Annotated in this window: 18 protein-coding genes; 10 read left to right on the forward strand and 8 right to left on the reverse strand. The window is 67.6% G+C overall.

Features of this window, described 5'->3' with window-relative positions; genetic code table 11:
* The first annotated feature begins 7 nt into the window (after positions 1 to 7).
* A complete protein-coding gene (locus tag ACQY4V_RS15435) occupies positions 8 to 358 on the forward strand; it encodes a nuclear transport factor 2 family protein (RefSeq protein ID WP_428517269.1) in 351 nt (116 codons plus the stop codon).
* Positions 359 to 451: 93 nt separating this feature from the next.
* On the opposite strand, the gene ACQY4V_RS15440 is transcribed toward ACQY4V_RS15435, so the two are convergent.
* Positions 452 to 1,006 carry a DUF4168 domain-containing protein gene (locus tag ACQY4V_RS15440; protein WP_428513149.1) on the reverse strand — a complete coding sequence of 185 codons (555 nt, stop codon included), beginning with the start codon at positions 1,004 to 1,006 and terminating at the stop codon, positions 452 to 454.
* Between the two features lie 148 nt (positions 1,007 to 1,154).
* Here ACQY4V_RS15440 and ACQY4V_RS15445 point away from each other — a divergent pair, with 148 nt between their 5' ends.
* Entirely contained in the window at positions 1,155 to 1,595 is a 441-nt protein-coding gene (locus tag ACQY4V_RS15445) for an N-acetyltransferase family protein (protein ID WP_428513151.1), read from the forward strand.
* Between the two features lie 27 nt (positions 1,596 to 1,622).
* Here the strand turns inward: ACQY4V_RS15445 and ACQY4V_RS15450 are convergent, their stop codons facing one another.
* Entirely contained in the window at positions 1,623 to 2,150 is a 528-nt protein-coding gene (locus ACQY4V_RS15450) for a DUF4329 domain-containing protein (RefSeq protein ID WP_428513153.1), read from the reverse strand.
* A gap of 72 nt (positions 2,151 to 2,222) precedes the next feature.
* On the opposite strand from ACQY4V_RS15450, the gene deoD reads away from it, so the two are divergent.
* Positions 2,223 to 2,927 (forward strand): purine-nucleoside phosphorylase, encoded by a 705-nt coding sequence (gene deoD, locus ACQY4V_RS15455; RefSeq protein ID WP_428513155.1) that lies wholly within the window; start codon positions 2,223 to 2,225, stop codon positions 2,925 to 2,927.
* Positions 2,928 to 3,206: 279 nt separating this feature from the next.
* Here the strand turns inward: deoD and ACQY4V_RS15460 are convergent, their stop codons facing one another.
* Genes ACQY4V_RS15460 through ACQY4V_RS15470 form a run of 3 tightly spaced genes read right to left on the reverse strand, consistent with a single transcriptional unit; the run spans position 3,207 to position 5,420 of the window.
* Positions 3,207 to 4,058, reverse strand: coding sequence for an MBL fold metallo-hydrolase (locus tag ACQY4V_RS15460; protein ID WP_428513157.1), 852 nt, complete (start codon positions 4,056 to 4,058; stop codon positions 3,207 to 3,209).
* A 5-nt stretch (positions 4,059 to 4,063) separates the two neighbouring features.
* The gene (locus tag ACQY4V_RS15465; RefSeq protein WP_428513159.1) at positions 4,064 to 4,762 is read right to left on the reverse strand and encodes an SGNH/GDSL hydrolase family protein; all 699 of its coding nucleotides are present in this window, start codon (positions 4,760 to 4,762) and stop codon (positions 4,064 to 4,066) included.
* A complete protein-coding gene (locus ACQY4V_RS15470) occupies positions 4,755 to 5,420 on the reverse strand; it encodes a DUF2161 domain-containing phosphodiesterase (protein WP_428513161.1) in 666 nt (221 codons plus the stop codon). The genes ACQY4V_RS15465 and ACQY4V_RS15470 overlap by 8 nt, the downstream gene beginning before the upstream one ends.
* A 100-nt stretch (positions 5,421 to 5,520) precedes the next feature.
* On the opposite strand from ACQY4V_RS15470, the gene ACQY4V_RS15475 reads away from it, so the two are divergent.
* Positions 5,521 to 6,441, forward strand: coding sequence for a manganese-dependent inorganic pyrophosphatase (locus ACQY4V_RS15475; RefSeq protein ID WP_428513163.1), 921 nt, complete (start codon positions 5,521 to 5,523; stop codon positions 6,439 to 6,441).
* An 84-nt stretch (positions 6,442 to 6,525) separates the two neighbouring features.
* Here ACQY4V_RS15475 and ACQY4V_RS15480 read toward each other — a convergent pair whose 3' ends face one another.
* Positions 6,526 to 8,022 carry a fused MFS/spermidine synthase gene (locus ACQY4V_RS15480; RefSeq protein WP_428513165.1) on the reverse strand — a complete coding sequence of 499 codons (1,497 nt, stop codon included), beginning with the start codon at positions 8,020 to 8,022 and terminating at the stop codon, positions 6,526 to 6,528.
* A 242-nt stretch (positions 8,023 to 8,264) separates the two neighbouring features.
* Between ACQY4V_RS15480 and ACQY4V_RS15485 the strand changes: the two genes are divergently transcribed.
* The gene (locus ACQY4V_RS15485) at positions 8,265 to 8,426 is read left to right on the forward strand and encodes a hypothetical protein (RefSeq protein WP_428513167.1); all 162 of its coding nucleotides are present in this window, start codon (positions 8,265 to 8,267) and stop codon (positions 8,424 to 8,426) included.
* Positions 8,427 to 8,525: 99 nt separating this feature from the next.
* Positions 8,526 to 9,407 (forward strand): MBL fold metallo-hydrolase, encoded by an 882-nt coding sequence (locus ACQY4V_RS15490; protein ID WP_428513169.1) that lies wholly within the window; start codon positions 8,526 to 8,528, stop codon positions 9,405 to 9,407.
* A 14-nt stretch (positions 9,408 to 9,421) separates the two neighbouring features.
* Here ACQY4V_RS15490 and ACQY4V_RS15495 read toward each other — a convergent pair whose 3' ends face one another.
* Entirely contained in the window at positions 9,422 to 9,979 is a 558-nt protein-coding gene (locus ACQY4V_RS15495) for a DUF2585 family protein (RefSeq protein ID WP_428513171.1), read from the reverse strand.
* Between the two features lie 169 nt (positions 9,980 to 10,148).
* Complete coding sequence (locus tag ACQY4V_RS15500) at positions 10,149 to 10,736, reverse strand: HdeD family acid-resistance protein (RefSeq protein ID WP_428513173.1); 588 nt, start codon at positions 10,734 to 10,736, stop codon at positions 10,149 to 10,151.
* Between the two features lie 247 nt (positions 10,737 to 10,983).
* On the opposite strand from ACQY4V_RS15500, the gene ACQY4V_RS15505 reads away from it, so the two are divergent.
* From ACQY4V_RS15505 to ACQY4V_RS15520, 4 genes are read left to right on the forward strand one after another with little or no spacing between them, the layout of a single operon-like run.
* Positions 10,984 to 11,751, forward strand: coding sequence for an HpcH/HpaI aldolase family protein (locus ACQY4V_RS15505; RefSeq protein ID WP_428513175.1), 768 nt, complete (start codon positions 10,984 to 10,986; stop codon positions 11,749 to 11,751).
* On the forward strand, positions 11,739 to 12,659 hold the full coding sequence (locus ACQY4V_RS15510; protein ID WP_428513177.1) for a glucokinase: 921 nt from the start codon (positions 11,739 to 11,741) through the stop codon (positions 12,657 to 12,659). Before ACQY4V_RS15505 ends, ACQY4V_RS15510 begins: the two co-directional genes overlap by 13 nt.
* Before the next feature lie 46 nt (positions 12,660 to 12,705).
* Positions 12,706 to 12,954, forward strand: coding sequence for a hypothetical protein (locus ACQY4V_RS15515; RefSeq protein ID WP_428513179.1), 249 nt, complete (start codon positions 12,706 to 12,708; stop codon positions 12,952 to 12,954).
* Positions 12,951 to 13,328 carry a type II toxin-antitoxin system death-on-curing family toxin gene (locus ACQY4V_RS15520; RefSeq protein ID WP_428513181.1) on the forward strand — a complete coding sequence of 126 codons (378 nt, stop codon included), beginning with the start codon at positions 12,951 to 12,953 and terminating at the stop codon, positions 13,326 to 13,328. The genes ACQY4V_RS15515 and ACQY4V_RS15520 overlap by 4 nt, the downstream gene beginning before the upstream one ends.
* Positions 13,329 to 13,411: the final 83 nt, after the last annotated feature.

The following is a 13,411-nucleotide window of genomic DNA, read 5'->3' on the forward strand; positions in this document are numbered from 1 at the left end:
CAGTGCCATGGCCTTTTACGACCTGATGTTCAATCAATGCCGCCCGCGCGAGGCCATCGCGCGCTACGCGGGCGACACCTATATCCAGCACAACCCGCATGTCGCGGATGGCAAGGATGCCTTCATCGACTATTTCGAGCGCATGGCGCGGGACTATCCGGGCAAGCATGTGCGCTTTGTCCGCGCGGTGGCCGAGGGCGACCTCGTGGTGCTGCATTGCCATCAGACATGGCCCGGCAGCGACGATTACGCCGGCATGGATATCTTCCGCTTCGATGAAAACGGCAGGATCGTCGAGCACTGGGACGTCCTGCAGATCATCACCGGCCGGTCGGCCAACGATAACGGGCTGTTCTGACACTGCAACGGATGCGGGGCCAGATGCAGACGCGCGCGCCACGGATTCGGCACGCGCGTTTTTCAACTCGGCATCATGCGCCGGCTGTTGATCTTACTCGGTCTTTGTCTCTTCGTCGGCATTTTCGCCTTCGGCAGCCTCGGCCTCTTTTTTCGCGGCCTCTTGCGCGGCCTTGCCTTCGGCGGCGGCGACCTTGATCTCGTCAAGAATGCGCTGGTTCAGTTCCTCGTCCTGCTGTGCCGCGATGTCGATCGCCTTGAACTCAGCCGGGGTGATATCGGCGATCACCTCGATGGCGTTGACGATGGAATCGTTGGCATAGGCCATCAGCTCGGCGCGCTTCTCGCCGTCTGTTTCGGCCTCGATCTTCGGCACGAAATGCTGCCCGACCGCGTTGATTGCCGCCAGCGCCTGTACGAACGCGCTCAGCTTCTCGTCGGTCAGGGTCTCGTTGCTGATGCCCTCGGCCGGCTCGATCTTCTCGAGCGACTTCGTCGGCGGCTTCTTCGCGGCCTGCTGGGTTTCGGCATTCTGCGTGCCGGTGGTCTGCGAGTCCGTGCTCTCTGCGGTGCCGGTGGCCTCCTGCGCGATGCTGGCGGTGCCCAACGACAGCGCGGCGGCGGTGGCGATTGCGATACGTGAAATCATTCTGGTCTCCTCGGGCGGGGTAGCCTCGGTTTCGTTGAAGACACAGATGGCCAGTCCCAGCGCCCGATGCAATGCGCTCGGCGAAAAAACGCTGGAATCCGCCGGGCGGTCGGCCCAATCTGCGCCGAGCAGCCGAAGGATCCGCATCATGAGCCTGACCATCCGCCCCATCGCACCGCAGGACGAGACCGGCTGGCGCCGGCTTTGGACCGCCTATCTGGAATTCTACGAAAGCAGTGTCAGCGAAGAGGTCTATGCCACCACCTTCGCCCGCCTCTGCGCGCCCGAGGTGACCGACCAGAACGGCCTGCTGGCTCTGGACGGCGAAACGCCGGTGGGGTTGGTGCATTACATCTTTCACCCGCATAACTGGCGGGTCGAGAAGATCTGCTACCTGCAGGACCTCTATGCCGACCCGTCGGTGCGCGGCACCGGCGTGGGGCGCAAGCTGATCGAGGCGGTCTATGCCGCCGCCGACGCCAACGGCACGCCGGCCGTCTACTGGATGACGCAGGATTTCAACACGCAGGCGCGGCAGCTCTACGACCGGATCGGGCAACTGACGCCGTTCATCAAGTACGCCCGCTAGGGCCTGTCCGCGAAACACTGCATCGCTTCAGGGGAACTGCGCCGCCTCGCGCCGCATCAACTCGCGCAGCGAATAGGAGCGCGCGATCGGCCCCTCGGCGCCCATGACGTGGCGCGGATCGGCGGGAATGCAGCCCGGACCGCACAGCTGGCGCACGACCATGCGGCGCGTATCGAGAAACCACAGCCGGCCGGCGGGCGTGCCGACATAGCCATTGATGCCCTCGCCCTTGTCGGCGCGGATGTCGTTGACGGTGGGCACCTCGGACCAGGCGTTTTCGTCATAGGCGCCGTGCGTGTGCCAGGACGCCACCACGCGCAGCCTTTTGGGCCAGCGTGGCTGGCAATAGTTCAGGAAGCCGCGCCGGGCCGGGGTGGTGGCCAGCTGGCCCGAGGCGGTGTAGCCGATATAGCCGCAATATTCGCGGTTCTCGGCCACCGAGCGCGCCTGCGCCTGCGACAGCACGTGTCGCGCCACGCCGATCTCGTCGGCGGTTTGCGCAGGGGCGGCGACGGGCATCGCCATGAGCAGGGCCAGCAGGGCCAAGATCCGCATTCGTGTGTGTCCTCTCTTGCGGCGGCGGGGTCAGGCGTTACCTTTGCGCGACCTTAGACCGAAGGGCAGCCCATGACGATCCATATAGGCGCCGCACCCGGCGACATTGCCGAAACCGTCCTGATGCCCGGCGACCCGATGCGCGCCAAGTGGGCCGCCGAGCGCTTCCTGGACGCGCCGCGGCAGGTCAACGCGGTGCGCGGGATGCTGGGTTTCACCGGCACATGGCAGGGGAACCCGGTGACGATCCACGGCAGCGGAATGGGCATGGCGAGCCTGTCGATCTATGCCAACGAACTGTTGCGCGTCTACGGCGCCAAGACGCTGATCCGCATCGGCTCGACCGGCGGGATGCAGGCGCATGTGGGCTTGCGCGACGTGATAATCGCCATGACCGCCAGCAGCGTGGCGACGCCCTCCTCGCCCATCTTCCGGGAACTGAACTATGCCCCCTGCGCCGACTGGGGTCTCTTGCGGGCCGCCGTGGCGGCGGCCGAGGCGCGGGGCGTGCCGCATCACGTGGGCGGAATCTACTCCTCGGACACGTTCTATGACGAGCGCCCCGACCTAAACGAGCAGATGACCCGCCACGGCATTCTCGCCGTCGAGATGGAGACTGCCGAGATGTACACGCTGGCCGCGCGCTATGGCGCGCGGGCGCTGTCGGTGCTGACCGTGTCGGACCACCTGCAAACCGGCGAGGCCCTGCCCAGCGAGGACCGCGAGGCCAGTTTCGGCGACATGGTGGAGATCGCGTTGGAGGCCGCGTTTGCGTAGGGTGCGTTTTCAACGCACCTGTTTTGGGTCGGATATCGGCCGTGCCGCCACGGTGCGTTGAAAACGCACCCTACGCAATGTCCGAAAACATCTCACCCGTGACACCCCTGCGCGCGGAATAAAGGCCGTAGGCCGCCGCGCCATCGCCGACCCCCACCCAGGGGGCGGCGATTTGGCTGGGCTCGGCGCATCGCTCGGCTGTTTTGATGACTTGGCAAAGATAAAGTGCTTTAGAACCACTGTTGGCTCGCCGCCCCGGGGGTCGCCGATGGCGCTCCCTCAGGCGTCCTCCACAAACGCGAACGCGTCCCCCTCCACACGCACCCGGCCCAGCGACGGCAGCCGGAAATGCGTGCCCAGCACCCGTGCGTCTCGTTCCGCCGCGTGCTCCAGCAAGGCCCGGCGCGACAGCACGGCCCGCGCGGCATCCTGGTCGAAGGTGAAATGCCACTCGGGACGCCAGCATTGCGCCGCCGTGTGAATGGCATCCCCGGTGATCACCGCCTCGGCCCCGCCGCATCGCACCCGGACGGACACGTGCCCGCCGGTATGTCCCGGCGTCGGCATCAGCGTCACGTGATTGCCGACCCCGTGCGCGCCGTCGACCAGCTCGGCCTGCCCGGCCTCGATCACCGGCAGGAGGCTCTCGTCATACATGCCCCTGGCCTTTTCGGCATAGAACGCCTCGTCCGCCTTCGGCAGCAGGTAGCGCGCGTTGGGGAAGGTCGGCACCCAGCGCCCGTCCAGCAGCCTTGTGTTCCAGCCGACATGATCCACGTGCAGATGGGTGCAGAGGACGTAGTCCACTTCCTCCACCCCCACGCCCGCCGCGTCCAGCGCGTTCAGGAAACGCGGTGTGTCGCGCCTGTGCCAGTCGGGAAAGCTGGGCGCGGTCTTGTGGTTGCCGACGCAGGTATCCACCAGGATCACGTGGTCGGGCGTCTTCAGCAGAAAGCCCTGGATCGGCAGCATCACGCGCCCCGTGCGGGGGCAGAGCCCGCCCGGCACCTTTTCAGCGATGATGCGCCCCACATCCGGGCCGGCACCCGGGAACATCTCTTCGGGCGCAAGGAAGGGCGCGTCGATCTCAAGGATGCGCCAGACCTCCACCTCTCCGATACGACACAGCATGACGCTCACCCCTCCCTGATACGGTCCGCGACCCGTCCCGCCCAGAGGTCATAGAGCGGGGCGGCCGGATGAAACCCGTCGGCGGCCATCAAGTCCCGGTCCGGCGGAAACTCCATCGGAACGTAGCGCAGCGCGGGGTCCTGCGCCACAAGCGCGCGCAGCTCGGCATCCAGCGCGGCGGCCCGCGCGCCCAGCACCCCGCGCAACGGGCGCGGCAGCAGCGGGAACGCCCCCAATGGCGGCACGCCGGAGGCGACGATTCGCGTTACGCCGAAGCGGGCCTTCAGGAGGCTTACGAGGTCGCTGTAATTCCGCCGCCATCGTGCCCGGCGCATCCCGTTCTTGGAGTCGTTCACGCCCAGCGCGATCACCGCCACGTCGAACGGGCCGTCCGGCATCTGCGCCAGATCGGCCAGGGCGGTGGTCGTGGTCGCACCGCCCCGCGCCTCCAGCCGCCAGTGCACACGGGCGTGCGGCGCCAGATGCGCCACCAGCCGCCCGGCCAGCGCCTCGTCCTGCGTCTCGACGCCCACGCCGGCGGCGGAACTGTCCCCGACGATCAGCAGCCGCAGGTCCGGGCCTGCGCCGGCCACGCCCTCACGCGGCCCCGCCGCCTCGGGCAGGCGCGCGGCGCGCAGCACCACCCAGGCCACCTGTGGCACCAGCACCGGCGACAGCAGCGCCGCGCGAAACGCGTCACGCATCGGTTTCGTCCTCAAGCAGCGCCATGCCGGTGTCGCTCAGCGCATAGACCCCGCGCTCGACCCGAAAGAACCAGCCATTGTGGTTGTCCGCCATGATCCGCGTCGCCCGCGTCACGCCGGTGGCCCTGGCGATCACCGCGCCCGAGGACGGCCCGTGTTCCGACAAATAGTCGACGCAGGCGCGCACATCCTGCTTGTAGGACGTCTCGATCTGCCCGCGCGTGCCGCCCTCGTTCGGATCGCCCCGCCGGGCGTTGAATTCCTTCAGCAGCCGCGCGCGCTTGACCTTGGACCGGCGCGGCTGGAACGGCGCCGGATCGCAATGCACCTGCACCGTGCCCACGTCCAGCTTGACGCTCAGAACGCCCAGCCCCAGCCGCTTGCAAAGGCCGATGTTGCCCTTGAACGCCCGCCATCCCGCCTTGCCCTTCCAGCGCGGCACGGCGACATAGACCTGCTCGGTCACCGCCTGCCGCGCCACCGCCTGTTGCAGCAGGGTCAGCGAAAACCCGGTCTTCAGCTCCACCACAACCGGCTCGGCATCCGCGCGCAGGCCCACCACGTCCGCCGGGCCGACCTCGGATTTCACGTCATAGCCCAGCGCCTCCAGCCAGGTCTTGACGGGCGCGTATAACAGGGTTTCGCGGGCATCATGCATCCCGGCAATTTGGCCGCAGGTTGCATGGGTGACAAGCCCTTCGCACAGCCCTATAAGGCGCGCGAACAAACTCATTTCAGCCCCGAGGACGACACATCCGATGACAACGCTCGTATTTGGCCACAAATCCCCCGACACCGACAGCACCGGCTCGCCCATCCTCTGGGCGTGGTATATCAACGAGGTGAAGGGCGGCGATGCCGAGGCCGTGCTGCTGGGCGAGCCCAACACCGAGGCCGCCTTCATGCTGGAAAAGTGGGACCTGCCCAAGCCGCGCATCATCACCAATGTCGATGACGGCCAGCCCTGCATCGTGGTGGATACCAACAACCCCGCCGAGTTGCCGACCAACATCAACGGCGCCGACGTGCAGGGCATCATCGACCACCACAAGCTGGTCGGCGGGCTGGAAACCGCCGGGCCGATCGACATCACCGTGCGGCCGCTGGCCTGCACCGCGACGATCATGATCGACCTGATGGGCGAGGACGCGGAAAAGATGCCCGACTGGGCCAAGGGCGCGGCGCTGACCTGCATCCTCAGCGACACGCTGGAATTCCGCAGCCCCACCACCACCGACCACGACCGCGCCACCGCCGAGCGACTGGCCCGCGACCTGGGCGTCAGCGTCGCCGACTACGCCGCCGAGATGTTCGCGGCCAAGTCGGACGTGTCGGCCTTTTCCGACGCCGAGCTGATCCGCATGGACAGCAAGGAATACGAGGTCGGCGGCACCAAGTTCCGCGTCTCGGTCCTGGAAACCACCGCGCCGGCCACAGTGCTGGACCGCAAGGACAGCCTGATGGCCTCGATGCAGGACGTGGCGAAAGAGGACGGCGTCGACCAGGTGCTGCTCTTCGTCGTGGACATCCTGAACGAGGAAGCGACCCTGCTGGTCCCCAACGAACTGGTGAAGGGCGTGGCCGAGAAAAGCTTCGACGCCTCCGTTTCGGGCGATACCGTGGTGCTGCCCGGCGTGATGAGCCGCAAGAAACAGATCATCCCCAACCTGAAGGTCTGAGGCGCGGGGTTCAGCCCCCCCGTTCGCCCGACGCTCCTGCAGCCGCCTGCGGGGGCGTTTTCGTTTCGGCGCATCGTCGCGCCGTCAGTCCGCGCGGCCCATCAGCCGGTCGATCGGCGCGTAATCATCGGTCAGGACCTGCCCGCGCCGGTCCGCCAGCTGCGCCACCATGTCGTCGGCAAACGCGCCGAACCGCGTCGGTTCGGGCGCCCGCGCGACAATGGCGTTTTCCGGCGTCCGCGTCTGTCCGCCCACCACGACGAAGACGACACGCTGGCCGGGGGCGGGCTGGGCCTGCTCGGTCCAGACCTCGACCACCGGAAACACGGTCCGCATCGTCGCCACGATCGACGCCAGCGCGCCCAGCCTGCCCTCGTGGTCGATCACGTTCATCAGGAAACTGCCCTCCCCGGTCAGCCGGTCCGCCGCCAGCCGAAAGAACTCCTGCGTGACCAGGTGCACCGGCACCACGACATCGGTGAACGCGTCCCCGATGATGATGTCGAACCGCGCCTCGGGCCGGGTCAGCAGCGCGCGGCGGCCGTCCTCGTGCAGGACCGTCGCGGTGGCGGGGTCGAACCAGAACGCCTCTCCTGCCATGCGCGTCACCGCCGGGTCGATCTCGGCCACGGTAATCGCGCCGGTGCCGCGCGCGGCAAAGGCACGGGGCACGGCGTAATTGCCGCCGCCGATGTGGAAACTGGTGAAATCGTCCCGCGGGGCCCGCAGCGTCGACAGGCGGTCCAGCATCGCGGTGTGATCGGTGAACTGCACCTCGGGCAGGCGGCGGGCGCTGATCCCGTGGGCCAGGTGGTCGATCACCATCAGGCGCACCGGGTCCGCCGGATCGGCCGAGATATCCTCGACCCGCAGGCAGAAATACCGGCTTTCGCGGTCGCAGGGGTCGGGCGCGGCCAGCGCAAGGTATCCCGCGCCGATCACCAGCAGCACCGCAAGCGCCCCTGCCCCGGTCGCGCGCCAGCGCCCCAGCCACGCAAAGAGCAGGCCCGAGATCAGGTAGACTGCCGTGACCACCACCAAAGTCGTCGCCGAGCCGAGCCACGAGATGAACACGAATCCCGCCAGCAGCGTGCCCGCAATCGCCCCCACGGCCCCGGCGGCGAACATCGCGCCCATGGCGGGGCCGGTCCGGCGAGCCGTCGCCACCGCGATCACCGCCAGCACCGGCGCCGGCACACCGGCGAAAAAGGACGGCAGGAAAAAGACCAGCATGGTCAGCGCCGTGATGCTCCAGACCGGCTGTGCGACGGCGTCCAGCACCCAGCCCGCCACCGCCGGCAGGATCAGCACCGCGCCCGCCGTCGTGACCGCCCCGGCCAGCATCGCGCCCCCGGTCCAGCGCAGCGCCTGCCCGGCGGGTTTCTCGGCCAGCCGTCCGCCCCACCAGTGTCCCGCCGAAAAGCCTGCGAGGACCACGGCGATGACGGCAGTCCATGTGTAAAGCGACATGCCCACATGCGGCGCCAGCATCCGCCCGGCCACGATCTCGACCACCAGCGATGCCGCGCTGACCACGGCCTGCGCCGTCACCAGCAGCCATAAAGGTGTCGCACGTGTCATCCCCGCCTCCGCGTGCCGCCATTCGGCACCGCAGTTGAGACCAAGCCCGACCCGGGATCAAGGCGCAACGTCGCGGGCGGCCCCGGCCCGCGCAGGGCGCGACTTGGCAGAGCGCGCCGCAGCGGGTACGTCTCGGGGGACAGGAGGACCCCGCGCCATGACCCGCCCGACCGATCCCGCCACGCGCACCGCCACGGCCCAAGTGCCTTTGCAGGCAGGCGACACCGCAGGCCGGAGGTGACATGACCCTTCTGTCCAACCTTGTCGCCGGCGCGATCGGCCTGGTCATCCTGGCAACCGTCGCCGTGGTCTTTCTCGGCCGCGACAGGCCGCGCGGCCCGCAGCCGCGTGACACCTCTGCGGAACGCCACGGCGGCGACGCCGGAGCGGAGGGAGACGCATGAACATCGTGATCCTCCTGCTGGCGGCGGTGGTCGTCTATTCCTTCGTCAGCATGGGCAAGCGTGCGCGCCGCGCACGGGAAAGGAAAAAGGACGAGAAGGATGAAGACTGAGGACATGCAAAGCGCCGTGGTCCTTCTGGGCACCAAGGGCGGCCCGGCCATTCGCCCCGGCGGCCCGATGCCCACGTCTACGCTGGTGCAGATGGGCGGCCTTACCCTGCTGGTCGATGCGGGCCTCGGTGCGGCGCGGGCCATCGGCGCGGCGGGCCTGCCGCTGACCGCGCTCGACGCGGTGCTGATCACGCACCTGCATTCCGATCATGTCCTCGAGCTGGGCCCGCTTCTGCACACCGCCTGGACCGGCGGGTTGCAGCACGAGATCCCGATCTTCGGCCCGCCGGGGATCGAGACCTACTGGCAGGGGTTCCTGGGCGCGATGGAATACGACATCGCCCTGCGCGAAGAGGACGAGGGCCGCCCGCCCTTCCACGAACTGTTCTCGGTCGGCCATCTTTCGGACCTCCGCCCCATCGACCTGGAGGGCGTGCTGGTCTCGGCCCTGCGCAACGATCATCCCCCCGTCGAGCACAGCTTTGCGCTGAAGCTGGAACATGGCGACGACACGCTGGTCCTGTCGGGCGATACCGCGCCGATGCCCGGGATGGTCGCCTTTGCCCGTGGCGCCGACCTCCTGGTGCACGAGGCGATGCTGCCCGAGGGCGTTCAGGCCATCGTCGAGCGCATGGGCACGGGCGACAATCGCCTGCTGGAGCATATCCTGCGCAGCCACTCGCCAGCCGACGAGGTGGGGCGCATCGCCGCCGCCGCGGGCGTCAAGGCGCTGGCGCTGAACCACCTCATCCCGTCCGGCGACCCCGACATCACCGAGGCGCATTGGCGCGCCGCTGTCGAGCCTTCCTATGGCGGACCCTTGCATGTGGGACGGGACGGCATGGTGATCGCCTTCGGCGCCGGTGGATGACCCCTGCCCCGGCCTCAGCCGCCGGCCTGCCAGTCGGCAATCGCCTCGACCGGATAGAGCAGCATAAGCACGTTCAGCGTCAGGTTATCGCGGATGATCCACAGGGTCAGCAGCTCGAACCCCACCACGACGGCCACGCTGGCCCAGACCGGCAAGCGCCGCGCCAGCCAGAAGCCCAGCCACATGGCCGCGATATCAGAGGCCGAATTGAGCACGCTGTCGCCGTAGTAGTCGAGCGAGATCGTCACCTCGCGGTAGCGTTCGATCACCGCGTCCGTGTTCTCGACAATCTCCCACGTGCATTCCACCAGGGTGGCAATCACCAGCCGCCAGCCCACGTCCATACGCGGAGCCACCGCCCAGAGAAGTGCGTAGAACAGGACACCGTGCAGCAGGTGGCTTGGCCAGTACCAGTCGAACACCTGCTGGCTGCCCTCGCTGGTGCCCACCGTGCCCCACAAATCGACCCAGCCGCAGGGGCAGGTCGGGTTTCGGCCCATCAGCAGAAGCACCACCAGGGTGGCGATGCCGATCATGGCCGTGATGCGAATGGTGATGCGCGGGTCCGTCATGCGTTGACGGAATCACAGGCTTTTGCCGCTGTCCATTGGAAAGACTCCGGCCAAGGGACTAAACGATCTCCGTGCCGCGGTATTGGTTGATGTGATCTGCAGAGATGCGAGCGACGGGCGGCCCCCGCCTTGTGCAGGCTCAGCCCTGCCGGTCCGGGAGGCTTCAGGGCTATGCGCCGTCGCGTCGCTCGTGGGTGTCGGGCTTGTGCCACGCCAGGGCCATTGTCGCGATACCCGAGACCGTCAGGTCCACGGCCAGGAACAGTCCCAGCACACCCGCGGCCGCCTCGGGCAGGCCCAGCACGATCAACGCGGCGAGGGCGACCGACATCACGCCGGCGCCGGCGATCCAGCCCCACCCGCTGCGCGGCCGCATCCGGAACGCGTAGATCAGGCGCAGCACGCCCAGGAATGCGAACAGAACCGCCACGGCCAGGGTCAACGTGATCAGCCCGGCCACCGGGTTCAGCAACAGGGCCAGCGCGAACAGGACGAAGGACACCCCGATCAGGCTGCCGAGAAAACGACCGCCCAGCGCATCGGTGTTGGCGCTGAAGGCCAGCCACAGCTGCGTCAGCCCGATCAGCAGAAAGGCGATACCGGCCACCGCCGTCACCGTCAGCGACGCGGCGAACGGGTTGAAGAACGCCAGCATGCCGCCAAGGATCATCAGCAGGGCCAGAACCGTCAGGCCGGTGCGGCCCGGCGTCGGGTCCGCGGTGCGGTGCGACGTTCCGAAAGTGTCCGATGATGCCATGTCATGGCCTCCCACGGGGAAAAGGTGTCACGGCGTCAACGCCCGATGGGCAGGCCCGGTTCCCCGGTCGCTCAGCCGTCGGCGGGCATCGGCGCAGGCCGCGCGTTCCGGCGGCGAAGACCAGAGCCCCCTGCACCCCTGCCGCCCGCGCCTTGCGCCGGGTGGGTGACACCTCACGGGCCACCGCCACTGGACCTTCCCCCGGTGCGCCGTTTAACTGGGGGCCACCCCTGCCGGAGGCCGCATCATGCCCGCAGCTCTCAACCGCTTCAAATCCGCCCTCGCCGAAGGTCGACCGCAGATCGGCTGCTGGGCCGGGTTCGCCGATGCCTATGCGACCGAGATCCTGGGCACCGCCGGCTTCGACTGGCTGGTGCTGGACGGCGAGCATGCTCCCAACACGATCCACACGCTGTCGGCCCAGATCGGCATTCTGCAAAACACATCCACCGCGCCCATCGTCCGCGTGCCCATCGCCGAGGACTGGATCATCAAGCAGGTGCTCGACGCCGGGGCACAGACCCTGCTGGCCCCGATGATCGACACCGCAGAGCAGGCCGCGCAGGTCGTCCGCGCCATGCGCTATCCGCCCGAAGGCGTGCGCGGGTCCGGCGCCGCGCTGGGGCGCGCGTCGGGCTTTGGCGCCGTTCCCGACTATATCGCCACGGCGAATGACCAGATGTGCCTGGTGGTCCAGATCGAAAGCCGCGCCGCGCTCGACAACCTGGAGGCCATCTGCGCGGTCCCCGGTGTCGACGCCGCCTTCATCGGCCCTTCGGACCTGGCCAATGACATGGGCCATCGAGGCAATGCGAACCACCCCGAGGTGCGCGCCGCCATGCAGGACGCGCTGGCCCGTATCCGGGCGGCGGGCAAGGCGCCCGGCATCCTCGGCCTGGACCCCGAGACCACGGAAACCTACCGCGACTGGGGTGCCCAGATGCTGGGCGTGGGGATCGACGTGCTGCTTTTCGCCAATGCCGCCCGCACGCTGGCCGCGGCATGGAAGCCTTGAGCTGTCTGCTGGTAGACCTCGGCGGCACGTCCTGCCGCGTCGGCCTGTCGGACGGCACCGGCCTGTGGCCCGAAACCGCGCGCAGCTTTGCCAATGCCGATTTCGCCAGCCTGTCCCACCTGCTCACGGCCTATCTCGACACTCAACGGCCCGGCCCCGTCACCGCGCTCTGCGCCGGTGTTGCGGGCCCTGTGCGGAACGGCACCGCGCAGCTGACCAACCACGCCTGGCACATCGAGGCCGACGCGCTGGCCCGCGCCACCGGCGCCGATCATGTGCAACTGATGAACGACCTTCAGGCGCAGGCCTACGCGCTTGACGATCTGGACGCGGACAGTGTGACTCCTCTGATCCCCGGCAGGTCCGATCCCAAAGGCCCGCGTCTGGTGCTGGGGCTGGGTACGGGCTGCAACATCGCGGTCGCGCACCGGGTGGACGACGGGCTTTTCGTGCCGCCCTCCGAATCCGGCCACACCACCCTGCCCGACGCGCCGGGCTTTCGCGCGCTCTACGACGCGTTGCGCGGTGACGCGGCGCACCTGCCCATCGAGGCTGCCCTCTCCGGCCCGGGCCTCACCCGCCTGCACACCTTTTATACAGGCGAGACCCTCACACCGACCGAGATCATCGCCCGTGAGCCGCGCAAGACCCTTCAGGCCTTCGTCTCTCTACTGGGCCTTGCCGCGTCTAACCTGTGTCTCTCGCACATGGCCACCGGCGGGCTTTACCTGATCGGCGGAACCGCCCGGGCCATCGCGCCATACATCAAACCGCTGGGCTTTGCCGACACGTTCCACCCGCGCGGACCCTACACCGACATCCTCGCCGCGATCCCGGTGACGCTGATCTCCGACGACAACGCGGCGCTTCGGGGCTGCGCCCGATACCTGTCACAATGCTTGAAATAATACATACTAGAATGTATATTCTTCAGCATATTTTCGGAGTCACACCATGAAACGCCTGCACACGAACCAGATCTGCACCATGACCGAACTGCGCGAGCCGCAAAAGGTGCTCGACCGTGCGGGCGGCAAACCCGTGGCAATCATGAAGAACTCGCGCTGCGTCGGCTACCTCGTTCCCGAAGAGGCGTCGCTGCAAGGCGAGCCGCGTTACGCCACGCAAGAAGAACTGATGGCGTATATCAAGGAGTCCCGCGACCGGGTCCAACCCGTGCTCGACTACCTGAAAGATAAATGAGCTTCGTCCTTCTGAACGCCGAACTGGTCGAGGCCCTGCACGACGCCGCCCTCAATCCAGGGGAACTGCCCGGTCGCGCGCGGGACAAATCGCTGGAAGGTGCGTTGTCCCGCGTGGACAACCGCCTGATCTACGGCATGACCGAGGATGTCTTCGACCTCGCCGCCGCCTATGCTGCGGCGGTGTCGCAAGGGAACTGCTTCAACGATGGCAACAAGCGCACCGCCTTCGATTCGATGAACTTCTGCCTCGAAGCCAACGGTGTGGTTCTTGACTGGAACACCGAAGAAATCGGCCAGATCATCATCGCTCTCGCCCAGGGCAAGCTGGCGGAGGACGACGTGGCCGACTGGCTGCGCACCAAGGCAGCGTAAGGTGCGGTTTCAACGCACCTGACCACTTCCCCCACCGCTTTCCCTCTGCCATACTGCGCCACAACCCATAAAACAAAGAGCAG

Origin of the sequence: Roseovarius sp. (assembly GCF_965277045.1) — a bacterium.
In the GTDB taxonomy this organism is placed as follows: domain Bacteria; phylum Pseudomonadota; class Alphaproteobacteria; order Rhodobacterales; family Rhodobacteraceae; genus Roseovarius.